Raw genomic sequence first — 22,532 nt, forward strand, 5'->3', positions numbered from 1 at the left:
AATCCATTCGAAAAGTGGATTACTTCTTCTTGCCGGCGATCGGCTTGGCCTTGCCCTTGCGGGTGCGCGCATTGGTATGCGTGCGCTGGCCGCGGACCGGGAGGCCCTTGCGATGACGCAGGCCGCGATAGCAGGCGAGATCCATCAGGCGCTTGATGTTCATCGAGGTCTGGCGGCGCAGATCGCCCTCGACGGTGTGATCGGCGTCGATCGTCTCGCGGATGTGCAGGACTTCCTGGTCGGTCAGGTCCTGGACGCGTGCGGTGTCGGCGATGCCGAGCTTCGCGACGATTTCCTTGGCCTTGGTCGAACCGATGCCGTGAATGTAAGTCAGCGCGATCACCACGCGCTTGTTGGTCGGGATATTAACACCCGCGATACGTGCCATGAACTTGGTTCTCCTGCTCCACGAGGTCCGGCATGGCTGCACGAACCTCATCTCTTAGCGATGAACCGAAACGCACGATAGCGACGAACGCAAACAAGCGCCGCCGGAACCGTCGTGTCGGGGAGAATTCGAATAAGCGCGCGCCAACGCGCTGTCAAGCGAGCGGTTCCGCAGGAACGGCCACGGCCTGGCGCATCGCGAGCCAGCGGCGGAACGAGACGACCGTCCAGATTATCTCGACCACGCCGAACGGCCACGCGCCCTGGAGGAACCCGTAGATCGAGCCGAGCACGCACCCGAACGCGAAGCCGAGCGTCCACCAGTGCGGACCGGCTTCCTTGGCGTAGCATAGCAGGGTGAAGGATACCGCGGCTAGGCCGAATAGGGAAAGAGCGTCCATATTGCCCCTATGGCGACAACTAACGGCCGGTGCCATGGTTGGTACGGCACCGAGGACGAACGTTCATTTCGTGACGCTGTCCACTCTTACGGATATCCAGGGTACGCCGTGGATACAAAAAAGGCCCCCGCCGGACGGCAGGGGCCTTCGTATTTCGGTAGTGCGTGACTTACTTCTCGCCGTTGTCCTTGACGCCGACGGTCGGCACTTCGACGGTTTCGGTCTCGGTCTTCACCTTAGGGACCTCGACCGTCGTCTTCGACGTTCCGACGACGACTTCCTTCGAGTCCATATCGACCTTGGGCAGGGCACCGCCCTTGACCGAAACCTCGGGAAGCGCGCCGCTCTTGGTGACGTCGGCGCTCCAGAAGCCGGTAGCGAACAGCAGGCCGACGATCACGGCGATGACCAGCAGGACGATCGCGATCGTCCGGCCCGGGCCGCGGCGTTTCACGACAACGGTATCGGTGGTGCGGTAATCTGACATCATACTCTCCCTGTTACTGATCGGAAAAACACTCCGAAGAACAGGTTGTTCCGTCGTCGCAACGGTATCGGTGAAAGATGGAATTCGGTCAGGCCCCGCGTGTCGCGCTTACACCCCTCCACTCATTTTCGTCCGAACAGTTTCTCGATGTCACCGTGCGCGAGCTTAACCCAGGTTGGGCGGCCGTGATTGCATTGGCCCGAGTGCGGAGTGACTTCCATTTCGCGGAGGAGCGCGTTCATTTCGGTGACGGACAATATGCGGCCGGCGCGGACGGAGCCGTGGCAGGCCATCGTGCCGGCTACCGCGTCGAGGCGTTCTTTCAGGGAGAGCGCTTCGTCGAAGGCAGCGAGTTCGTCGGCGAGGTCGGTCACGAGGCCTTTGGGGTCGCTTTGGCCTAGGAGCGCGGGGGTGGCGCGGACAAGTATTGCGTGGGGGCCGAAGCGTTCGAGGTCGAGGCCGAATTCAGAGAGTTCTTCGGCGCGGGATTCGAGCCGGTCGCAGGCGGATTCGTCGAGTTCTACGACTTCGGGAATCAGGAGGGCCTGGGACGCGATGGTGCCGCCGATCAGGGCTGCGCGCATGCGTTCTAGGACGAGGCGTTCGTGGGCGGCGTGCTGGTCGACGAGGACCAGGCCGTCTTCGGCTTCGGCGACTATGTAGGTTTTTGCGACTTGGCCGCGCGCTACGCCCATGGGGAAGGCGGTGGTTTGGGGTGGGGGCGTCCAGGCGGGTTCGGCTCTTGCCTGTGGGGGGGACGCGAAGAAGGTTGGGCGGGAGTCGTTTACTGCGCCGTAACTGCGGTTTTCTAGCGGTAGCCTTTGGGGCGTGCCCTCACCTTCCCATCCGCTTTGCGGACGGGCCCCTTCCTCTCCCCCGAGGGGAGAGGAGGTTTGTTCGGGTTGCCACATCGAGAGGGCGGACTCGCTGGCGCGTTGGCTGCGGTGACCCGCGGCGTCCAGGGCTCGGCGGAGGCCGGAGACTATGAGGCCTCTGACCATCGCGGGGTCGCGGAAGCGGACTTCGGTCTTGGCGGGATGGACGTTGACGTCGACCTGGTCGGTGGGGATGTCGAGGAACAAGGCGACGACGGCGTGGCGGTCGCGCGGGAGCATCTCGGCATAGGCGCCGCGGATCGCGCCCATCAGCAGGCGGTCCTTCACGGGCCGTCCGTTGACGAAGAGATACTGGTGGTCGGCAATGCCGCGATTGTAGGTCGGCAGGCTTGCGACGCCGCCGAGTACCAAGCCTTCGCGTTCGAGATCGATCGCGACCGAATTGTCGGCGAGCGCGCGGTCGGTGAGCGTCGCCACCCTGCCCGGCCGGTCCTCGACCTGCGTCGCCGACAGCGCGCGGCGGCCGTCATGTTCCAGCGTGAAGCCGATATCGGGCCTAGCCATTGCGAGCCGGCGGACGACGTCCAGGCAGGCGGCGTACTCGGCGCGGGGGCTGCGGAGGAACTTGCGGCGGGCGGGGACGCGGGCGAACAGGTCCTCGACCACCACGCGCGTGCCGGGCGGAAGGGCTGCGGGGCCTTCGCGCTCGACCCGGCCGTTGTCGACGGTGCGCGCCCAGCCCTCGCCGCCGCGGATCCGGCTTTCGATCGTGAGCCTCGCGACGCTCGCGATCGAGGGCAACGCCTCGCCGCGAAAGCCCAATGTCACGACCGACTCGATATACTCGTCGGGCAGCTTGGACGTCGCGTGGCGTTCGAGCGCCAGGGCCATGTCGGCGGGGGTCATCCCGCAGCCGTCGTCGGAGACTTCGATCCGCGAAGTTCCGCCCTCCACGAGGAGAATCGCGATGCGCCCTGCGCCTGCGTCGATGGCGTTTTCGACTAACTCCTTCAACGCGCTGGCGGGTCTTTCCACCACTTCACCGGCGGCGATACGATTGACCAGATGCTCGGGGAGACGCCGTATTGACATGGGTTTGCGTCTAGACCAAGCGACGGCATCCCGCGACCCGCAAACGCCACTTAATATAGTATAGGCACCCGGTGCTCGAAAACACCGGCGGGCTCCGCGAGATGATGTGTGTGCGCATGTTTTGCTGGCGGTTCGCCCCGTCCGGCGGACAGGATTACGGGACCCTGATTGAATGGCCTTCTACTCGCGTTTCTTCAAGTTCATGTCGCACGACATGGCGATCGACCTCGGCACCGCGAACACCGTCGTCTACGTCCGTGGCCGCGGCATCGTCCTGAACGAGCCGTCGGTGGTCGCGGTCGAGACGATCAACGGGATCAAGCGCGTCAAGGCTGTCGGCGACGACGCCAAGATGATGATGGGCAAGACGCCGGGCAACATCGAGGCGATCCGGCCTTTGCGCGACGGCGTGATCGCGGACATCGACGTCGCCGAGCAGATGATCAAGTATTTCATCCAGAAGGTCCACGGCCCACGCAAGTTCGCGCGCTGGCCCGAGATCGTGATCTGCGTGCCGTCGGGCTCCACCAAGGTCGAGCGCCGCGCGATCCGCGATGCCGCGTCGAACGCCGGCGCCTCGCAGGTGTGGCTGATCGAGGAGCCGATGGCGGCGGCGATCGGCGCCGACATGCCGGTGACCGAGCCGATCGGTTCGATGGTCGTCGACATCGGCGGCGGCACGACCGAAGTCGCGGTGCTGTCATTGCGCGGGCTCGCCTACACCACGTCGGTGCGCGTCGGCGGCGACAAGATGGACGAGGCGATCGTCAGCTACGTCCGCCGCAACCACAACCTGCTGATCGGCGAAGCGACGGCGGAGCGGATCAAGAAGGAGGTCGGCATCGCCAAGCCGCCGGTCGACGGAATCGGCATGATCATCCAGATCAAGGGTCGCGATCTCGTCAACGGCGTGCCGAAGGAGATCCAGATCAACCAGGGTCAGATCGCCGAAGCGCTGAGCGAGCCGGTCGCGACGATCGTCGAGGGCGTTCGCGTCGCGCTGGAGAACACCGCGCCGGAACTGGCCGCGGACATCGTCGATCAGGGCATCGTGTTGACCGGCGGCGGCGCATTGCTGCAGGGGCTCGACGAAGTGCTGCGCGACGAGACCGGGTTGCCGGTGACGGTTGCCGAGGACCCGTTGACCTGCGTCGCGCTGGGCACTGGTCGCGCGCTGGAGGACCCGTTGTTCCGCGGCGTGCTGATGAGCGGATAAGAGTTTGGTTTTGCTTTAAGACACACGGACACGAAATCGCGTCGACCGAGTCGCAGGGGTAGGTCCCCCAGCGCTTCGGCGGCGCCAGAGACAGGGGGACAGGCGCATGGCGCCAGCCCGCGACCGGCGCACGGGGTTTTCCCGGCGTCGGCAATATGGTGTGTTCATGGGCTATGTGCTCGCCGTCGCCGGAGCGGTGGTGGGCCTGGTGCTGCTCGTCGCGTCCACGTTCAATCCGCCCGCGTTTTCGGCGCTGCGCATGGGTGTCGCGGGGGTGACGACGCCGGTGTCGACGGGGCTGGCGACGTTCGGATCTTCGATCTCCGGCATCCCGGATGCGATCGGCAATTACTTCTTCGTGAAGCAGGAGAACGTCGCGCTACGCGCCGATCGCGAGCGGACGCGGGCGCTGCTGATGCGCGCACGAACGATCGCCTACGACAATCGCCGGTTACGCAGCCTGCTCGCGATCCGCGAACGCTCGACCGTGCCGGTGGTGACCGCGCGGCTGGTGAGTTCGAGCGCGTCGAGCGGGCGGCGTTATGCCCTGCTCAACGCAGGGCGCTGGAGCGGCGTCCTGCCGGGCATGCCGGTGCGCGGGCCCGATGGGCTGATCGGTCGCGTGGTCGAGACCGGACCGAACGCGGCGCGCGTGTTGTTGCTCAGCGACGGCGACAGCATCGTCCCCGTGCGCCGGACGCGCGACGGCCTGCCCGCGATCGCGGCGGGGCGCGGCGACGGGATGATCGATATCCGATCGGTCAACGCCACCAACGTCCGCTTCAATGCGGGCGACCTGTTCGTGACGACCGGCACCGGCGGTATCTACGCGCCCGGCGTGCCCGTCGCGCGGGTGACCAAGGCGGGTTCGGATTCGGTGATGGCGCGCGCGTTCGCCGATCCCGACACGCTCGACTTCGCGCTGGTCGAGCGGATGTTCATGCCGGTGCCGCCGCCCCGCCCGGTGACCCAGCAATGAGCGCACTACGATGAGCAGGGCCCGCGTCGTCGACAGCGTCGATTACAAGCCGTTCGAGACCAAGATCCCCGCCGGCCGATCGCGCGCGATCCCCTGGGCCACGGTGATGGCCGGATCGTTGATCACGATCATCCCGGTGGTCGCGACGATCCCGTTGCTGCCGCCATTCGGGTTCGTCATGCTCCTCGCGTGGCGGCTTCTCGCGCGGTTCGCGTTCAGGCCGTGGGCCGCAGCGCCGCTCGGCTTCTTCGACGATCTCGTCAGCGGCCAGCCGCTGGGCAGCGCAGTGCTGATGTGGTCGCTCGCGTTCGTCGCGATCGACATGATCGAGCAACGCCTCGCCTTTCGTGACTATTGGCAGGACTGGCTGATCGCCGGCGGGCTGATCGCGGCGTGCATCCTGGTCGGCCGCTTCATCGCGGTGCCGGTCGGCGCGCATGTCGACACGATCCTGATCGCGCAGATCGCCGTCACGATCCTGATGTTTCCGCTCGCTGCGCGGATCGTCGCGGCGATCCAGAACAAGCGCGGCGCCGAATGAGGAATACCCCGCGCATCGTCACCGAGATGTCGCAGGCGTACAGCTTCTCGCGCCGCGCGTGGATGCTGGGCGCGGCGCAGGGTGGCGTCGGGTTGATGCTCGCCGGGCGAATGGCGTGGCTGTCGATCGCACAGAATGAGCGCTACACGATGTTGTCGGAGAGCAACCGCGTCAACATGACGCTGTTGCCGCCCCGCCGCGGCTGGATCATCGACCGCCACGGCGTGCCGATCGCCAACAACCGCACCGATTTCCGCGTCGACATCATCCCCGATCGCCTGCGCGACAAGGATCGCGTGCTGCCGCTGCTCGGTCGTATCCTCCAATTGCCGCCCGAGGAAGTCGAGCGGATCGCGATCGACCTGGAACATGCCGCCGGGTTCCAGCCCGTCCAGGTCGCGGAGAATCTCGACTGGGAGCGGTTCGCCGCGGTGAGCGTCCGCCTGCCCGAGCTGCCGGGCGTCGCGCCGACCCGGGGGTTCGCGCGCAGCTATCCGGCGGGCGCCGCGGTCGCGCATCTGACCGGCTATGTCGGCGTGCCCAACGCGGAACAGTATAAGAGGACGCGCGACCCGCTGCTCGTCACGCCGGGCTTCAAGCTCGGCAAGGACGGGTTGGAAAAGATGCTGGAGGACGAACTCCGCGGCGTCGCCGGGGCCAAGCGCGTCGAGGTCACCGCGCGCGGCAAGCTGGTCGCCGAGCTCGCGACGAAACCGGACGTGCCGGGCAAGACCGCGCGGCTGACGATCGACGCTGGCTTGCAGGAATATGCAGCGCGGCGTCTCGGCACCAACTCGGGATCGGTCGTGGTACTCGACACCCGCACCGGCGAGATGCTCGCGATGGTGTCGATGCCGGCCTATGATCCAAACAGCTTTTCGGACGGTATCAGCCATCTCGAATGGCAGATGCTGAGCGACGACGATCACGTGCCGCTGATGAACAAGGTCACGCAGGGGCTGTATCCGCCGGGCTCGACCGTCAAGCCAATGAACGGTCTCGCGCTGATGAACGCGGGCGTCGATCCGTCGACGCGCATCAATTGTTCGGGCGCTATGCGGCTCGGGACCAGCGTGTTCCATTGCCACAAGAAAAGCGGCCATGGTCCGCTCGACCTCAAGAACGCGATCATGCAGAGCTGCGACATCTATTTCTACGAGATGGCGCGGCGGGTCGGGTACAACGCGATCGCGCCGGTCGCGCGCGTCCTGGGAATGGGGCAGAAGTTCGACCTGCCCTTCTCGACGCAGCGGTACGGGACGGTGCCAGACCCGGCGTGGAAACTGAAGAAATACAAGCATGACTGGACCGTCGCGGATTCGCTCAACGCGTCGATCGGCCAGGGCTATGTGCTGGCCAATCCGTTGCAGCTTGCGGTGATGGCGGCGCGGATCGCGTCGGGGCGTGCCTTGCAGCCGAGCATATTGGCGAGCCACGTCCACCGCGACTCCCCTGCCCTAGCGATCGATTCCGAGCATCTCGCGCGCGTCCGCGACGCGATGTTCGGGGTGATCAACCAGGGTGGTACCGGCGGCGCGGCCAAGCTGCTGATCCCGGGCGTCGCGATCGCGGGCAAGACCGGTACCGCGCAGGTCCGTCGCATCACGATGGCGGAACGGCGTTCGGGCGTGCTCAAGAACGGGCAGCTGCCGTTCAAGATGCGCGACCATGCGCTGTTCATCGGCTTCGCGCCCGCGGATAACCCGCGCTATGCGCTGGCGGTCGTGCTCGAGCATAACGGCCACACCGTGCGCAATCTCGACACGCCGATGATCGGCCGCGACATCATGACCTATATGCTCGACCGCGAGCGCGCGCTGAAGTCGCTCGCCGAGGTCGAGCCGACCTGGGGCGGCGACATCCACACCCGCATGGCGGCGACCGCCGACGCCTATCGCAAGGCGCAGTCCGCCCCGCCGGCGGCCATCGCCACCAAGACCGACGCCACGGTGCCGAGCGACGCCCCCGCGGTCGAGAACGCCACCGACCTGGCCAACGCGACGCAGGAAGCCCTCACGACTCCGGGCAACACGGTCGCCGAGGACGAATCCCGGGACCGCCAGCAATGAACCGCATCGTTCCCGAGCCGCTCGCCAAGCTGCCGTGGCGCGTTCTCCTGCTGGTCGTCGCGATCGGCTGTTTCGGGCAGGTGGTACTCTATTCCGCGGCGGGCGGCTCGCTCAAGCCCTGGGCGCTGTCACAAGGCGTCCGCTTCTTCGTTCTGCTCGCGGGGGCGATCGGGCTCTCCTACATCCCCGAGCGCACCTGGAAGGCGGCCGCGCTGCCTGCCTACACGCTGATCGTGCTGTCGCTGATCGCGGTCGAGATCCTCGGCAAGGTTTCGGGCGGATCGCAGCGGTGGCTCGATCTCGGCTTCATCCGCCTCCAGCCGTCCGAGTTCATGAAACCTGCGATCGTGCTGGCGGTCGCGAAATTCTACGACATGCTCCCGCCCGGCGAGACGCGTCGGTTCGGCGGCGTCTGGCCCGCCGCGCTGTTGATCGCCGTGCCCGCGGCGATCGTGATGAAACAGCCCGACCTCGGCACCGCGCTGATGATCTGTGCGGGCGGTGCGACGGTGATGTTCCTCGCCGGCGTCCCGTTGCGGCTGTTCGTCGGGGGTGCGATCGGAGCCGCGGTCGCGATCCCGCTCGCGATCAACTTCGCGCTGCACGATTACCAGCGCAACCGCATCCTGATCTTCCTCGATCCCGAGAGCGACCCGCTCGGCACCGGCTATCACATCAGCCAGTCGAAGATCGCGATCGGCTCGGGCGGTATGTGGGGCAAGGGCTTCCTGCAAGGCACGCAGAGCCACCTCGACTATCTTCCCGAAGGCCATACCGATTTCGTCTTCGCGACGATGGCGGAGGAATGGGGACTGGTCGGCGGCTGCCTGCTGATCCTCGCCTTCCTGCTGGTGATCCGTTGGGGGATCGAGGTCGGCCAACGTGCGCAGACCCGCTTCGGCCGGCTTACGGCGGCGGGCCTGTCGACGACGATCTTCTTCTACGTCGCGATCAACCTGATGATGGTGATGGGCCTGGCCCCCGTCGTCGGCATCCCGTTGCCGCTGGTGAGCTTCGGCAGTTCGGCGCAGATGACGGTGCTGCTGTGCCTCGGCATCCTGATGTCGATCGACCGCCAGAACCGCAAGACGGTCGGCTGGTAGGCGGGAAAACCGGCTAAATTCGCGAAAAAGCGGCTCGATCGAGGAAAACGGACTCGGATCGACGAAAAGGGGGTTGCGGCCCCCGATGAGTCTGCTAACAGCGCGCCTCCAGCAGCGGGGCGCCACACCAGGGCGCTACTCAAAACCGCCCCGGAATGGACGCATAGCTCAGTTGGTAGAGCAGCTGACTCTTAATCAGCGGGTCCTTGGTTCGAGCCCAAGTGCGTCCACCATTCTTCACATTGTCGGATCGACCGTGCAGTGGCAGCTGTGATCTCGACTTGCTTCGCGGTGGCGATATTCCAGCCTGCATTTGAGCCGAGCCTCCGTGCTATCTCCGCGCATACTCAAGAGTGCGGCGAGCCGTATGCGAACGGGGCTTTCGTCCGGATCTCCGACGAACGACTTTCGATCACTTCGCCGGCGCGCTATCGGCGGGTATGGCGCGCGCGCAGAAACTGAAGGTGTATCGCACCGTTGCCGGCTTCTACGATGCGTATGTCGCCGCACCGAGCCAGAAGGCGGCGTTGGAGGCCTGGGGAAGCGAACGGGACCTGTTCGCGCGCGGGATTGCGGAGTTGGTTACCGACCCGGCGTTGATGGCGGAGCCGCTGTCCTCCCCCGGTACGGTCGTGAAGCATTCTCGCGGGACGACGGCGGAACAGATTGCCGCACTGCCCGAACCGACGACGCGCGCGAAACCGGTCGATGCCGGACCCGACACGGACGACGGGTCTCGGTCGAAACCAGAAACGGTATCGAAGCCTAAACCCAAACCCAAACCGCCGCCAAAGCCGAAGCCCAAACGTGACGAGATCGATGCCGCTGAAGAGGCGCTCGACGCGCTGAAGGCGGATCTCGACCGAAAGACGAAGGATCTGGTCAAGCGCGAAGCGGCGCTTGCGCGGGAGCGGCGCGCGTTGGAGCAGGAACGATCCGCGGGATTGCAGGACGCGGAAGACACGCTGATCAAAACGCGCCGCGCGTATGACGACGCTCTACGCGCGTGGCGGACGTCACAGGACTGAGGCGCCGTTCGAGGAGGCGCAGTTACCGTATCAATGCGTGACATCCGTTGAGCGGCACTGCGCTGCGCCGGCGTGACATTTGCCGGCGGAAGGAACCATCAGCCGGCAAAACTGTTGTGGCGAGGCGGCCGAACCGGCTCGTACATGAGAGAGTGACTTATGATTAAAACATGGATTCTGGGCGCTTCGGCCATCGCAATGACCGCGATGCCGGTTGCAGCCACCGCAGCACCCGTCGGCGCGAACTCGGCGGGGTCGCTCTCGCTAGCTCCCGCAACGCGTGCAGGCACGTCGACCAAGAAGTCCAGCAACCTTGCTGGTCAGAGCATCGTTCCGCTCGTTATCGGCGCAGGCATCATCGCCGGCGTTGCGTATCTGATCATCGACAAAGAAAATGACGACGATTCGGACAGCAACTGACTGTCGGGGCCGGTGTTAACGCACTGGCCCATTCTCTTGCCGGCGACGAGATCATCTCCGGAGCGACGCGTAAAGCGTAATCTCTACTCTTACTTCTCCAGTACGATGGCTCGAGTTCACGCCATCCCATCCCGCCGAAGCGGCAGCCTGCGGTCGGTGTTATCACCGCCAGCGCCGACATTAACATCACCAAAACGCGAACTGTCACCGTGCTGACGGTCAACGCTTTAGAGGTCGCTTGTAGAGTGCGCGCATCGCCGCCTCCATCTTCACGCGATCGATACGGAGCACGACGATCTGCGCGCGTTCGCCGAGATGCGGTCGGTACGCCTCGTGCCACGACAGCGTATCACCGTATCCGGCGGTCTGGTTCGTGTCGAAATCTATGTAGAGCGTCTGGGTGCGGGTAACGATCGCGGGCTCCAGCCAGACCATTGCGGCAATCTCGTCCCACATCGGAAACCCCGGTTCGAGCCCGGTCTGCAGCGTGTCGGTCAGCGCGGTATGCGCGGACCTCAGGCTGTCGAGAAAACTGCGCGTCCACTGCGTGCCAGTCGACGGATCGATCGGGACCATCGTCACCTTAGGCCACGCGCCATGCGCCATGATCCGCGCCGCTTCGGGATCCCAGCGGATGTTGAACTCGCGTCGCGGCGTGTTGACGAACTCGCGCGCGAACGCAGCGGCCGCCGGCCTGTCGAGCGTTTGCTGCGGATTGAGACTGCCGCCCATATAGACCAGCTCCTTCACGTTCGCGGCGAAGCTCGGATCGAGGCTTTGCGCGAGCGCGATGTTGGTCATCGGACCGGTGGCGAACAGCGTGATCTGGTGCGGGTGCGCGCGGACCATCCGGACGAGGAACGCGGCGGCGATCTCGCGGGAAGGCTTGGTGACGGGATCGCCGATCGGCAGGCGGGGCACGACCGAAGGCGACGGCGTACCGGGCGAACCGCCGGACGCAGGCTCGGTCCAGGGTCCCTTGAACTCGAGCCGTCCGTACAGCCCTTCCCACCGCTTGGTCGACTCCTGCGTGTTGAGCAGCGGATAGGTCGCGCCCGGCACTACCGGCACGTCGGTTCGCCCAAGGATCTCGACGGTCCGCAGCGCATAGGCCGTGGCGGTATCGCGCCAGACCGACCCGCTGGTCGTGGTGATCCCCAGCACCTCGACACCGGGTGCGTGAAGCAGCAGCGCGGGCGCGCCGTTCAGTCCGACGACGTCGTCATCGATGAGGACGAGCCGCTTGGCTGGTGCCTCTTTCGCTACGGTGGCGACAGGCGTTGCGAGGGAAAGCAGCGCGACCAAGCATGCCGCGGAGACGAAACGAAAGGCCATCGCGCAACTCTTCCCTGCCAGATCGGAACGCCCGTCACGCCGGTTCCTGGAGGCGATGGTGGGCGCAGCCGGTATGCTTTCCGATCAGATCAGCACCTTGTCCAGCGTGATCGGCAGGTCCCGCACGCGATCGCTACTCTCCTGTTGGGCCGGCGGGGTCCTTGCAGCCGCCGAGTCCGTATTTCACTACCGATCGTCGCCGCGCGGTCTGCCAAGCGGCTGCTCGCACCATTTCGAAGATAGATCGATGCCCTCTTGCCGCCGTGTCGCGCATCGGCGAGCATCACGTATCAAAAGGGGGAATATGTGATGATCAGGGCATTGATGATCGGGCTGACGGCGATCGCCGCGGTTCCGGCACTGGCGCAGGGCAAGCCATCGACAACGACCTATATCCAGGCGGGCACGGTGCTCGACCGGCCCGGTCAGTCGCCGCGCGGCAACACCACGATCATCGTTCGCGACGGCAAGATCGTCGAACTGCGCGACGGCTTCGTCGCACCGGAACAGGGCGCGACGCTGATCGACCTGCGCACCGCGTTCGTACTGCCCGGAATGGTCGACATGCACGTCCATCTCTGGGGTATCGGCGGCGATCCGATGCGCGCGCGACTGGAGGCGCTCAACCGCGACCGGTTCGACGACGAGATGACCGCGGTCGCCAATGCGCGCACGACGCTGGCGGCGGGCTTCACCTCTGTGCGCGACCTGGGCGGCGATCCACGCGGTATCAGGGCGCTGCGCGACGCGATCGATGCCGGGGCGGTCGAAGGGCCGAGCATCACCAATGCCGGCGAGATGATCTCGGTGACGGGCGGGCACGGCGACGGCGGCAACGGGTTGGCCGAGGAGTTCGCGGACATGGTGCATGCGAAGGAAATGAACCTGTGCGACGGCCCCGACGATTGCCGCCGCGCCGTGCGGGCGCAGGTTGCGCTGGGCGCGCGCGTCATCAAGTTCGCGGCGACTGGCGGCGTGTTGTCGAACGTCAGCGGTGGTCTCGGCCGCGCGATGACGCCGGAGGAAATGCACGCGATCATCGAGACGGCGCATGCACTCGGCCGCAAGGTCGCCGCGCACAGCCACGCGGCCGAGGGCACCAAGGCCGCGCTGGAGGCCGGGGTGGACTCGATCGAGCACGGCACCTTCCTCGACGACGAGACGATCCGGCTGTTCAAATCCAAGGGCGCCTATCTGGTGCCGACCGAGATCGCCCCCGTCGCGGCACTGGCCCAGGCCCGCGGCGGTGCGTTGCCGCCCGCGACGATCGTCAAGGCCGAGGCAGCGGCCGCAGCGATGGCCGCCAACCACCGCCGCGCCTATGCGGCTGGGGTCAAGGTCGCGTTCGGGACCGATACCGGCGTGTCGAAGCACGGCGACAACGCCACCGAGTTCGCGCTGATGGTCAGGAACGGGCTTACCCCGACCCAGGCGATCGCCGCCGCCACGGTGGGTGCAGCGGACCTTCTCGGGCGCGACGACATCGGTACGCTCGCGCCGGGCAAGACCGCGGACATCATTGCCGTGACAGGCTCCCCGCTGCAGGACGTCACGCGGCTCGAACACGTCGAGTTCGTCATGCACCGTGGGACGGTCGCGAAGACGTCGGCGGCCGGCATCTGATCGGCCACCGTCCGGCGCGCGCGGTCAGCCGATCAGTAGGCGCGCGCCGAGGGCGGCGAACAGCGCGGGCGGCATCACCACCGCGCCGACTTTGAGGAACCGCCAGAAACCGACGTCCTCGCCCTCGCGGCGGATCGCGGTCAGCCACAATATCGTGGCGAGCGAGCCGGTGATCGACAGGTTCGGCCCCAGGTCTACGCCGATCAGCAAGCCGTCGGTGACGATCTGCGGGACGTGCGCCTGTTGCAGCGTGGTGCTGGCGATCAGCCCGGCTGGCAGGTTGTTCATCAGGTTAGATCCGAACGCCAGGACCGTCCCCGCGACGCCGGCGGTCGTCGTCGGCGATCCGGCGGCGCCGTCGGCGAGCCAGCGGGCCAGCATCGCGATGACGCCGGTGCTCGCCAAGGCCTCGACAAGGACGAACAGGCCGGCGACGAGTGGCAGGACCGCCCAGGATACCGACCGCAACGTCTCGACCGGCGACCGCCGCCGACCGATGCAGATCGCGACCATCGTCGCGATGCCGGCGATGCAGGTCGGCAGGCCGAGATCCAGCCCCTCGGCGGACGCGACGATCAGCACCACCGCCGTCGCGACGATGCCGCCAAGCGCGATCTTGCCGCCGGGCGATAGAGTGCTGGTCTCGACGAGCGTCTCGCACGTGCCCGCCAACCGCTCACGCTCGACCCAGCGGAGGACGAGGAACGTCACGCCTATCGACAGCAGCGATGGCAGCGCGAACGACGCCATCCACGCACCGAGCGACGGCATTGCGCCACCGTACAGAACGAGGTTCGCCGGATTGGAGATCGGCAGCACGAAGCTCGCCGCGTTGGCGATCAGCGCGCAGGCGAACAGCATCGGCAGCGGATCGGCCTTCGCCCTCTTTGCCGCGGCATAGACGGCAGGGGTTAACACTACTGCGGTCGCATCGTTCGAGAGGAAGGTCGTGACGACGATGCCAACGCCGAAGACTAGCGCGAAAAGGCGGCTGGTCGATCCGTTCGCCAGTCTGACGGCGTGCTCGGCGACCCAGTCGAACAGCCCCTGCTCCCGCGCGACTTCGGAGAGCAGCATCATGCCGATCAGGAACAGGTAGACGTCGCCGCCCTTCAGAACCGCAGCCCACGCGTCGCTGACCGGCATCAGCCCGAACAACAGCAACAGCGCCGCGCCCGCGACCGCCCATACCGCTTCGGGCAACTTGAGTGGGCGCGTGATCACGCCGACCGTCGCGACGAGGCAGATCAGCCAGATCGTGTAGGTGGCGAGCGTCGGCAACACGCTCATGCAGCGGTTACCGGGGCTGGGGCTGAGGCGCAGCGTGCAGGTTCGGTCATTGCGGGGTTCACCAATCGAGTCCGTTCCTGTTGGGTCCGCGTTGCACCGGAGCCCATCCGATACAATGCCGATAGCTGCGGTCCACAGCGCGAATGCCGCTGCAACCCGTGTCATCTGAGGCGCGCACATCGCCAAGGTAAATCCGGGTCAGCATTCCTGTCATTGAACGCTGTTCAAGTCGTTTGACAGATGATCGGCACATGCCGCCCATAGCGAGACTGGGCACCGATCGTTCCGTGACAATAGCGTCATGATTCGCGACTTAACCGGTTGGTTCAGTTTCGGTTTAGCTTTTGACATCATTAGGGATTATCTGGTCGAACGAAATTTTGGCAGCGCGGAAACTTTGTCTTCGCTCCGCAGCTTTAGCGGTCCGATGGGCGGCGGGGTTTCCGTGCGGCGCCGGTTCCGACGACACCGACTTTCAGGATATCCTCATGGCCACAACGGACACGGCATCCACGCCGAACAAGACGCTCGACGCGCTGAACTTCTTCCTGGCCGACGTCCGAGACGGGCTCGGGCCGTACCTCGCAATCTACCTCGTCGCGGTGCGTGGGCCTGCGCATGGCTGGAACGAGGCGACGGTGGGCATGATCCTGACGATCGCCGGGATCGTCGGCCTGATCTCGCAAACCCCCGCGGGCGGCCTGATCGATCGCAGCAGGAACAAGCCGCGGATCGTGATGATCGCCGCGTTGCTGGTCACGCTCAGCAGCGTCTCGTTGCCGATCGTGAGCGGGTTCACCGCAGTGGCCGTCACCCAGTCGATCGCGGCGATCGCTGGTGCAGTATTCGCCCCGGCGATCTCGGCGATCACGCTTGGACTGGTCGGCCCCAAATTGTTCGCCAAGCGCGTCGGTCGCAACGAAGCGTTCAACCACGCGGGCAATGCGGTGTCGGCAGCGCTGGCGGGCGTGCTCGCGTGGAAGTTCGGACCGGTCGTCGTCTTCTACCTGATGGGCGCGCTGACCGTAGCGAGCATCGTGACCGCGTCGCGCATAAGGAACGACGACATCGACAACGCGGTCGCACGCGGTCTCGATTGCGAGCCCGAGGACGATTGCGAAGAGCCGAGCGGCTGGAAGGCACTCGCCGAGAACACGCCGCTGATGATCTTCGCGGGGACGGCGTTCCTGTTCCACCTCGCCAATGCGGCGATGCTGACGTCGGTCAGCCAGTTGCTGGCGCGCACCGTCGGCAAGGATCAGGCGACGTCGCTCACCGCCGCGTGCATCGTCGCGGCGCAGTTGGTGATGGTACCGGTCGCGATTGTGGTCGGCCGCAACACCGAGAAATGGGGCACCAAACCGTTGTTCCTCGTCGCCTTCGCGTTCCTTAGCGCCCGCGGTGCGCTATACACCGTGTCGGACGATCCTTGGTGGCTGGTCGGCGTGCAGGCACTCGACGGTATCGGCGCGGGTATCTTCGGTGCGCTGTTCCCGGTCGTGATCGCCGACCTGACCAAGGGCACCGGACGTTTCAACGTCAGCCAGGGTGCAGTCGCCAGCGCGCAAGGTCTGGGCGCGGCATTGTCCGCGACGCTGGCCGGCGCGATCATCGTCTGGGCGGGATACAGCGTGAGCTTCCTGACGCTGGCCGCGATCGCGGGCGCGGGTTTTGCGCTCTATTTCTTCGCGATGCCCGAGACGAAGCGGAAGGCCGGGTAAGCCCCCTCGCCTTACCGGTCGACCGCGATGCTCGGCAGATACCGCGGCGCTGATCTGGCCTTGGCGCGCTGTTCATAGGCATAGCCGGCACGCAACACTGTCTCGTCCGAGTCCTTGGTGGCGATGAACGACAGGCCGACGGGTAGCCCCCGCACCAATCCCATCGGGACGGTCAGATGCGGATAGCCGGCGACCGCGGGCAGCGTCGCGGCAGAGGGGCCGCCATAGGTATCGCCGTAGACCGGATCGCTCAGCCACGCCGCGTCGTAGGTCGGCTCAACGAGGATCTGCGCGCCCGCCGCGCGCAGCATCGCGTCGATCCCCTGCGCGCCCGCCAGCCGAAGCGACGTCGCGCGCGCGGTCTTGTACGCGGGATCGTCGAGCCCCTTGGTCTTGTCCGCATCCTCGAACAATTCCTGCGCGAAGAACGGCATTTCGGTCGCGGCGCTCGCGCGGTTGAACGCGATCACCGCGCTCAACGTCTTCGTCCGGACCGCCGGTGGCGTGGTGGCGAGATAGGTGTTCAGATCGGCCTTGAGTTCGGTTTTCAAGACCGTCAGTTCCGCTTCGCCGAGGCCGGCCAGCTTCGGCGTCTTCACCTCGACCAGTACGGCGCCCGCTGCGCGCAGGACGTCCAGCGCCGCATCGTAGCGGGCTGTGAGATCCGCGGACATGGTGTCGGGCCGGACGACGCCGACCCGAATCCCGGCCAGTGCGTTGGCCGAGAGCCCTGCGGCATAATCCTTGGTCACCGCAGCCGCCGTTACGCGGTCCGCCGGGTCCGCGCCGACCATGCCCGACAACAGCATCGCGACATCGGTCACGCTGCGCGCCATCGGCCCCGGCGTATCCTGGCTGTGGCTGATCGGCACGACGTGCGTACGACTGACCAGGCCGATCGACGGCTTGAAACCGACCAGCCCGTTCAACGACGACGGGCACACGACCGATCCGTCGGTCTCGGTGCCGACAGCCGCTGCGGCAAAACTCGCGGCAACCGCGGCGCCCGATCCTGACGACGAGCCGCACGCGGTGCGGTCCAGCGCATACGGATTGCGCACCAGCCCGCCGACCGCACTCCAGCCGCTCATCGAATGGGTCGAGCGGATATTGGCCCATTCCGACAAGTTGGTCTTGCCGAGGATGACCGCGCCCGCACGCCGCAGATAGGCGACCATCGGCGCGTCCCGGCGTGTCATGTTGTCGCGCAACGCCAGACTGCCCGCAGTCGTCGGCATGGGATCCGCGGTCTCGATATTGTCCTTTATTAGGATCGGGATGCCGTGCAGCGGACCGCGCACATGCCCCGCCTTGCGCTCGGCATCGAGTGCCCGGGCTTGCGCAAGGGCATCGGGGTTGACCGCGATCACGCTGTGCAGCGCCGGTCCCTTGCGATCCATCGCGGCGATCCGCGCGAGATAGGCCTGCGTGATGTCGACGCTGCTTGCCGAGCCGTCGGTCATCAGCGTTCTCAATCGATCGAGCGAGACCTCCTCGACGGCGACCGTCCTCGCGACCGTGGGTGTCGCGACGCAGGCGAGAAGTATGGCAGTGAACAAACGACGCATGATGCCCCCCGAAGACGATGCCGCAGGATGGTCTCGTCGCGCACATCGACGCAAGCGGCATCTTCCCACCGCGTATCCTGCTCAGATCCCATCAGGACGTGGGCCGAGTGGCGCGGGCTATTCCGAAGCGCCATCCGACTGTCGGTCCGCGCTTGCCCAGCCGGCCGCCTTGCGCAGTACGCGGGACAATTGCTCGACCGAATAGGGTTTGTGGAGCAGTTCGAAGCCGTGCGTGCCGTCCTGCGCCAGGACGTTGCTGTAACCGGATGTGAGCACCACCGGCAGGCTTGGGTAATCGGCGCGGATCGCCTTGCCGAGTTCGATGCCGTTCATCCCCGGCATCACCACGTCCGAAAAGACGATGTCGAAGCGCGATACGTCTTTCGCCAGCTCCGCCAATGCCTCCTGCGCATTGGCGGCCCAGACCGTGACGTAGCCCAGCTCGGCCAGGGACTGGGTCGTGAACGTACCGACTTCCTTGTTGTCCTCGACGACCAGCACGCACGTGCCGTGGCCGTCCGCGAGCGTCTGGACAGCGTCGTCGTCCGCCGGGCGGTCGGTCTCGTCGACTTCGGGCAGGTACAGCGTGAAGGTTGCACCCTGGCCCGGTGGGCTTTCGACGATGATGTCGCCTTCGGACTGTTTGGCGAAACCGAAGACCTGACTGAGGCCAAGGCCGGTGCCTTGCCCGACGCCCTTGGTCGTGAAGAACGGTTCGAAGATCCGCTCCAGCTTCTCGGGCTCGATGCCCGATCCGCTGTCGGTCATCGAGATCGCGACATAGCGACCCTGCACCGCCGGATGCGAGCGGACCGCCGGGATGGCCTCGGCGTGCCGCACGGCGATGCGGATATGTCCCGCACCGTCCATCGCGTCGCGCGCGTTGACCGCCATGTTCACCAGCGCCGTATCGAGCTGGCTCGGATCGACGCTGGTGAACAGTGGCGTCTCGGGCAGGTCGATGTCGATGACGATCCGCGATCCGGTCAGCGTCCCCAGCATATCGGCGATCACGCGCAGGCTTTGCCCGACGTCGATCACTTCGGGCTGGAGCGCTTGCCGCCGTGCAAAGGCCAGCAACTGCCCGGTGAGCTTCGCGGCGCGATCGGCGGTGTCGGAGATCGCGTCGACGTAGCGTTCGCGACGTTCGGCGCTGAGGTCGGGCCGCTTGAGCAGATCGGTCGCGGATCGGATGACGGTCAGCAGATTGTTGAAGTCGTGCGCCACGCCCCCGGTGAGCTGGCCGACCGCCTCCATCTTCTGCGACTGGCGCAGCGCGTCCTCGGCATGCTGGAGTTCGCCGGTCCGGTCCGTGACCTGCTGCTCCAGCGACGCGGCGAGCGCGGCGAGCTCCTGCTCGGTCCGTCGGCGCTCGGTGGCGATCCGGGTGCGCTCCGCGACTTCGCGAACGAACCCGATCTCGTCCTCCCGCCAGCGGCGTTCGGATGCGTTGCCGAGATACAGCATCGCCACGAGTTGCCCGTTCTCCATGATCGGCATGTTGATCAGTGCGCGCGCACCCAGCGTCTCGAGCGCGACGGCGGAGGATTGCGTCCGCGGATCGGTCCGCGCATCCTCGATGCACACTTCCTCGCCACGCTTCAGGTCATCGATATACGATCCGTAATCGCGCAGCGCGAAGCTGCCGATGAGCGGCTTGACGCCGGGCGCGCTCCAGTCGCGAACGATCGTGATCGTCTCCGTTTCGTGTTCGACCTCGCCGTAGCCTACGCGGCTGACCTCGACGGTCCGGCCGATGATCCGCGCCGCCGCGAACGAGATATCCTCCGGCTGTTCGGTATCGCGGAACACGTCCGCCAATTCGACCAGCGCGGCGCGCATGATCTCGCTGCGACGCTGATCGGTGATGTCGGTCGAGACACCCGCGATCCGCAACGCCACGCCTTCGGTATTGAAGAAGGGCTGGCCGCGTGACGCGATCCACCGCAATTCGCCGTCGCGATAGATGCGATAGACCACGTCATAGTCGGTACCCTCGTCGACGCAGCGAAGGACTTCGGCGATGCTTTTCGCACGATCGTCGGGGTGGATCGCCTGGAGCCGGTCTTCATAGGTGAAGGGTTCGTCGAGCGGTCGACCGAATATTTCCTTGCACGTCTCGGATGCGGTCAGACGGTTGCTGGCGATCTCCAGGCTCCACGTCCCGAAACGCGCCGCCCGCAACGTGAACGCAAGCTCGAGTTCCTGTTCCTGCTGCATCCGCAACCGGTCGGTCAGTTCGGCCAGAAGCGAAGCATTGCTCGATTCGAGACCCTTCAGCCGATCCCGCTCCAGCGTCACGTCGACCTGGCTTGCGAAGAAATAGGCAAGGACGCCTTCGGTGTCGTAGACCGGCGCCATCAGCAGGCGGTTCCAGAACCGCTCTCCGTCCGCGCGGTGGTTCTGAATGTCGATCTCGATGGATTCGACGCGTCTGACAGCCTCGCGGATCTTCGCGATGGTCGCGGGATCGGTCTCCGGCCCCTGGAGGAAACGACAGTTGCGGCCGAGTATCTCCGCCCGACTGTACCCGCTGAGCCGGCAGAACGCGTCGTTGGTGAAAACGACCGGGTTGTCGGGCAAGCGTGGATTGGTGATGATCATCGGCATCCGCGTGGCGCGTACCGCCGCGACGAACGGATCGGTCCCGACATCCTGTGCGATCAGTTCGGCCGCGATACGCTCGGCATCCGCCGTCATTTTTGGGGCGCTTCCGGCGGCGCGATCGGTTGTGTCAGTCAAGGCCGTCTACCCGTCGGTTGTCGCGTCAAGATCGACATTTAGGATGGTGTCAAAGTCACCGCAACGCTGCGACATACAACACGAGGCAATTCAACACGGTACCCGGCAATATACAAGTGCGCGAAGTCTGTTTCGACACGCCAAAAAGCGGGGCTCGAAGCGGGGCTTCGTACGTTGGAAGCCGGTGGAATTTGCGAGAGGTAGCATGGTGTTCAAATGTTCGACTGCGATCGTGGCGATGGCGCTGATCGCCGCACCGGCATCGGCGCGGACGTCGCCGCCCGCCGGGGTCTGGGCCAACCCGCGCAATACGGTGCACGTCACGTTCAAACGGTGTCGCGATGCGATTTGCGGCACGGTCATATGGGCCAGCCGAACCGCGATCGAGGACGCTCGGGCTGGCGGCGCCGATCGATTGGTCGGCGAGGAACTGTTCCGTGATTTCGTCGAGGACGAACCCGGTCGGTGGAGCGGCGAGGTCTTCATCCCCGATGTCGGCCAGACGGTCTCCGGTACCATCACCCAGATCGATGCGCGCACGCTGATCGGCGAAGGCTGCATGTTCGCTGGGTTCGGCTGCAAGACGCAGTCATGGAAGCGGATCAAATAGGCGCTTCGGTCCAGCCGAAAAAAATTTCGTGGGCAAATCTTGAAGGCCGATATCGCGCAATTATTTCCCCGGACGCCGGACGCGTCGATCGGTCCGGTGACTGAGGGCACCGGCTTTACCGGTGCTCCTTGTGCTCAGATTGCTCATGAGGAGGATTTGGATATGAGGACGAACTTCGACTTTACGCCGTACCGTCGGTCCACGGTTGGTTTTGACCGGCTGTTCGACTTGCTGGAGGCTACCGCGCGGACCGAGACGGTCGATGGCTACCCGCCGTTCGATATCGAGCGCGAGAGCGAGGACAGCTACCAGATCACGCTCGCGGTCGCCGGGTTCCGGGCCGACGACATAGAGATCGTCGCGCAGAACAACCAGTTGACGGTCAGCGGACGCAAGCCCGACGAGCGTGACGATGGCCGTTTCGTCCACCGCGGGATCGCCACGCGCGCGTTCGAGCGGCGCTTCCAGCTTGCCGATTTCGTGCAGGTGCGGAATGCGAGCTTCGACAATGGCCTGTTGCGCATCGCCCTGAAGCGCGAGGTACCCGAAGCGATGAAACCGCGCCGGATCGAGATTACCGGACCGGCAGCCAACGACCGCAGCGCCGATCGCATCGAAGATCAGCAGGCGGAACGCTCCGCGGCATAATATCGAAAGCGACTGCCGGCTTGCGCGCCGGCAGTCGCTTTCATCGCGACATCAAAATCGAATTCGAGGCAAAATATCTAGCGCGGGGTCGGCAGGCACACATGAATGTCGGCAGCGGACGGCACGACGTGCTTTGGTCGTGATGTCATCCGCAGCCACCCCGCACGCACGATTACGAACGCCACGCCTGCAGCAATGACCGCGAGGCCCAGCTCGATCTTGTGGAGCGTCTCGCGATTGCGGTCGTCGCTGTTCCATACGTCGTCCCAGTCCTGTTCGGACCGACGTTCGCGGTGCGCGAGGACGAGATCCGAGTCCAGGTCGGTGTCGTAATCGGTATGATCCGCCATGCGCGGCTCCGTATTTCTAGGTTCGACCGTTCGTCTCACGAGGGACGGAACGTCTGTTTCGGCAACATTGCGCCGATGCACCACCA

Annotated in this window: 20 protein-coding genes and 1 tRNA gene; 12 read left to right on the forward strand and 9 right to left on the reverse strand. The window is 65.5% G+C overall.

Features of this window, described 5'->3' with window-relative positions; translation table 11 throughout:
* Positions 1–19: 19 nt before the first annotated feature.
* The 4 genes from rpsM to mutL all read right to left on the reverse strand — a co-directional run bounded on the left by rpsM (position 20) and on the right by mutL (position 3,203).
* Positions 20–388, reverse strand: a complete 369-nt coding sequence (gene rpsM, locus U1708_RS10760) for a 30S ribosomal protein S13 (RefSeq protein ID WP_056015521.1) — start codon at positions 386–388, stop codon at positions 20–22.
* A 154-nt stretch (positions 389–542) separates the two neighbouring features.
* Positions 543–788, reverse strand: coding sequence for a hypothetical protein (locus U1708_RS10765; RefSeq protein ID WP_332745480.1), 246 nt, complete (start codon positions 786–788; stop codon positions 543–545).
* 169 nt (positions 789–957) lie between these two features.
* Positions 958–1,275: a hypothetical protein gene (locus U1708_RS10770; protein WP_307086020.1), complete on the reverse strand. Its 318-nt coding sequence runs from the start codon at positions 1,273–1,275 to the stop codon at positions 958–960.
* 122 nt (positions 1,276–1,397) lie between these two features.
* Complete coding sequence (gene mutL / locus U1708_RS10775; RefSeq protein WP_332745484.1) at positions 1,398–3,203, reverse strand: DNA mismatch repair endonuclease MutL; 1,806 nt, start codon at positions 3,201–3,203, stop codon at positions 1,398–1,400.
* A gap of 172 nt (positions 3,204–3,375) precedes the next feature.
* Between mutL and U1708_RS10780 the strand changes: the two genes are divergently transcribed.
* From U1708_RS10780 to U1708_RS10815, 8 genes are all read left to right on the forward strand, one after another.
* Entirely contained in the window at positions 3,376–4,419 is a 1,044-nt protein-coding gene (locus U1708_RS10780; RefSeq protein ID WP_055878614.1) for a rod shape-determining protein, read from the forward strand.
* A 106-nt stretch (positions 4,420–4,525) separates the two neighbouring features.
* Positions 4,526–5,398, forward strand: coding sequence for a rod shape-determining protein MreC (locus U1708_RS10785; RefSeq protein WP_332745488.1), 873 nt, complete (start codon positions 4,526–4,528; stop codon positions 5,396–5,398).
* Positions 5,399–5,408: 10 nt separating this feature from the next.
* Entirely contained in the window at positions 5,409–5,939 is a 531-nt protein-coding gene (mreD, locus tag U1708_RS10790) for a rod shape-determining protein MreD (protein ID WP_332745490.1), read from the forward strand.
* Entirely contained in the window at positions 5,936–8,008 is a 2,073-nt protein-coding gene (mrdA, locus tag U1708_RS10795) for a penicillin-binding protein 2 (protein WP_332745492.1), read from the forward strand. The genes mreD and mrdA overlap by 4 nt, the downstream gene beginning before the upstream one ends.
* The gene (gene rodA / locus U1708_RS10800) at positions 8,005–9,111 is read left to right on the forward strand and encodes a rod shape-determining protein RodA (RefSeq protein WP_332745494.1); all 1,107 of its coding nucleotides are present in this window, start codon (positions 8,005–8,007) and stop codon (positions 9,109–9,111) included. The genes mrdA and rodA overlap by 4 nt, the downstream gene beginning before the upstream one ends.
* A 157-nt stretch (positions 9,112–9,268) precedes the next feature.
* Positions 9,269–9,344, forward strand: a tRNA-Lys gene (locus U1708_RS10805).
* Between the two features lie 207 nt (positions 9,345–9,551).
* Complete coding sequence (locus U1708_RS10810) at positions 9,552–10,139, forward strand: hypothetical protein (protein ID WP_332745496.1); 588 nt, start codon at positions 9,552–9,554, stop codon at positions 10,137–10,139.
* Positions 10,140–10,298: 159 nt separating this feature from the next.
* Positions 10,299–10,559: a hypothetical protein gene (locus U1708_RS10815; RefSeq protein ID WP_332745498.1), complete on the forward strand. Its 261-nt coding sequence runs from the start codon at positions 10,299–10,301 to the stop codon at positions 10,557–10,559.
* 219 nt (positions 10,560–10,778) lie between these two features.
* On the opposite strand, the gene U1708_RS10820 is transcribed toward U1708_RS10815, so the two are convergent.
* The gene (locus U1708_RS10820; protein WP_332745500.1) at positions 10,779–11,894 is read right to left on the reverse strand and encodes a nucleoside hydrolase; all 1,116 of its coding nucleotides are present in this window, start codon (positions 11,892–11,894) and stop codon (positions 10,779–10,781) included.
* 309 nt (positions 11,895–12,203) lie between these two features.
* On the opposite strand from U1708_RS10820, the gene U1708_RS10825 reads away from it, so the two are divergent.
* Complete coding sequence (locus U1708_RS10825) at positions 12,204–13,517, forward strand: metal-dependent hydrolase family protein (protein ID WP_332745502.1); 1,314 nt, start codon at positions 12,204–12,206, stop codon at positions 13,515–13,517.
* 24 nt (positions 13,518–13,541) lie between these two features.
* On the opposite strand, the gene U1708_RS10830 is transcribed toward U1708_RS10825, so the two are convergent.
* The gene (locus tag U1708_RS10830) at positions 13,542–14,807 is read right to left on the reverse strand and encodes an arsenic transporter (RefSeq protein ID WP_332745504.1); all 1,266 of its coding nucleotides are present in this window, start codon (positions 14,805–14,807) and stop codon (positions 13,542–13,544) included.
* Positions 14,808–15,295: 488 nt separating this feature from the next.
* Between U1708_RS10830 and U1708_RS10835 the strand changes: the two genes are divergently transcribed.
* Positions 15,296–16,528 carry an MFS transporter gene (locus U1708_RS10835; protein ID WP_332745506.1) on the forward strand — a complete coding sequence of 411 codons (1,233 nt, stop codon included), beginning with the start codon at positions 15,296–15,298 and terminating at the stop codon, positions 16,526–16,528.
* An 11-nt stretch (positions 16,529–16,539) separates the two neighbouring features.
* Here the strand turns inward: U1708_RS10835 and U1708_RS10840 are convergent, their stop codons facing one another.
* Positions 16,540–18,096 (reverse strand): amidase, encoded by a 1,557-nt coding sequence (locus U1708_RS10840; protein ID WP_332745508.1) that lies wholly within the window; start codon positions 18,094–18,096, stop codon positions 16,540–16,542.
* A 117-nt stretch (positions 18,097–18,213) separates the two neighbouring features.
* Entirely contained in the window at positions 18,214–20,838 is a 2,625-nt protein-coding gene (locus U1708_RS10845; RefSeq protein WP_332745510.1) for a PAS domain-containing protein, read from the reverse strand.
* A gap of 205 nt (positions 20,839–21,043) precedes the next feature.
* Between U1708_RS10845 and U1708_RS10850 the strand changes: the two genes are divergently transcribed.
* Together U1708_RS10850 and U1708_RS10855 are read left to right on the forward strand one after the other, a co-directional pair.
* Positions 21,044–21,448 (forward strand): DUF2147 domain-containing protein, encoded by a 405-nt coding sequence (locus tag U1708_RS10850; protein ID WP_332745512.1) that lies wholly within the window; start codon positions 21,044–21,046, stop codon positions 21,446–21,448.
* A 162-nt stretch (positions 21,449–21,610) separates the two neighbouring features.
* Positions 21,611–22,096, forward strand: coding sequence for an Hsp20 family protein (locus tag U1708_RS10855; protein ID WP_332745514.1), 486 nt, complete (start codon positions 21,611–21,613; stop codon positions 22,094–22,096).
* A gap of 77 nt (positions 22,097–22,173) precedes the next feature.
* On the opposite strand, the gene U1708_RS10860 is transcribed toward U1708_RS10855, so the two are convergent.
* The gene (locus U1708_RS10860; protein WP_332745516.1) at positions 22,174–22,446 is read right to left on the reverse strand and encodes a hypothetical protein; all 273 of its coding nucleotides are present in this window, start codon (positions 22,444–22,446) and stop codon (positions 22,174–22,176) included.
* Positions 22,447–22,532: the final 86 nt, after the last annotated feature.

The sequence above is a fragment of the Sphingomonas arabinosi genome (assembly GCF_036663715.1).
In the GTDB taxonomy this organism is placed as follows: Bacteria; Pseudomonadota; Alphaproteobacteria; order Sphingomonadales; family Sphingomonadaceae; genus Sphingomonas.

Coding starts and splice junctions, on each gene's coding strand:
- U1708_RS10835 (WP_332745506.1), top strand. CDS start 15,296: ATGGCCACAACGGACACGGCATCCACGCCGAACAAGACGCTCGACGCG.
- U1708_RS10840 (WP_332745508.1), bottom strand. CDS start 18,096: ATGCGTCGTTTGTTCACTGCCATACTTCTCGCCTGCGTCGCGACACCC.
- U1708_RS10785 (WP_332745488.1), top strand. CDS start 4,526: ATGGCGCCAGCCCGCGACCGGCGCACGGGGTTTTCCCGGCGTCGGCAA.
- U1708_RS10770 (WP_307086020.1), bottom strand. CDS start 1,275: ATGTCAGATTACCGCACCACCGATACCGTTGTCGTGAAACGCCGCGGC.
- U1708_RS10830 (WP_332745504.1), bottom strand. CDS start 14,807: ATGAGCGTGTTGCCGACGCTCGCCACCTACACGATCTGGCTGATCTGC.
- U1708_RS10820 (WP_332745500.1), bottom strand. CDS start 11,894: ATGGCCTTTCGTTTCGTCTCCGCGGCATGCTTGGTCGCGCTGCTTTCC.
- U1708_RS10810 (WP_332745496.1), top strand. CDS start 9,552: ATGGCGCGCGCGCAGAAACTGAAGGTGTATCGCACCGTTGCCGGCTTC.
- U1708_RS10780 (WP_055878614.1), top strand. CDS start 3,376: ATGGCCTTCTACTCGCGTTTCTTCAAGTTCATGTCGCACGACATGGCG.
- mreD (WP_332745490.1), top strand. CDS start 5,409: ATGAGCAGGGCCCGCGTCGTCGACAGCGTCGATTACAAGCCGTTCGAG.
- U1708_RS10765 (WP_332745480.1), bottom strand. CDS start 788: ATGGACGCTCTTTCCCTATTCGGCCTAGCCGCGGTATCCTTCACCCTG.
- mutL (WP_332745484.1), bottom strand. CDS start 3,203: ATGTCAATACGGCGTCTCCCCGAGCATCTGGTCAATCGTATCGCCGCC.
- mrdA (WP_332745492.1), top strand. CDS start 5,936: ATGAGGAATACCCCGCGCATCGTCACCGAGATGTCGCAGGCGTACAGC.
- U1708_RS10815 (WP_332745498.1), top strand. CDS start 10,299: ATGATTAAAACATGGATTCTGGGCGCTTCGGCCATCGCAATGACCGCG.
- U1708_RS10855 (WP_332745514.1), top strand. CDS start 21,611: ATGAGGACGAACTTCGACTTTACGCCGTACCGTCGGTCCACGGTTGGT.
- U1708_RS10860 (WP_332745516.1), bottom strand. CDS start 22,446: ATGGCGGATCATACCGATTACGACACCGACCTGGACTCGGATCTCGTC.
- rodA (WP_332745494.1), top strand. CDS start 8,005: ATGAACCGCATCGTTCCCGAGCCGCTCGCCAAGCTGCCGTGGCGCGTT.
- U1708_RS10825 (WP_332745502.1), top strand. CDS start 12,204: ATGATCAGGGCATTGATGATCGGGCTGACGGCGATCGCCGCGGTTCCG.
- rpsM (WP_056015521.1), bottom strand. CDS start 388: ATGGCACGTATCGCGGGTGTTAATATCCCGACCAACAAGCGCGTGGTG.
- U1708_RS10850 (WP_332745512.1), top strand. CDS start 21,044: ATGGTGTTCAAATGTTCGACTGCGATCGTGGCGATGGCGCTGATCGCC.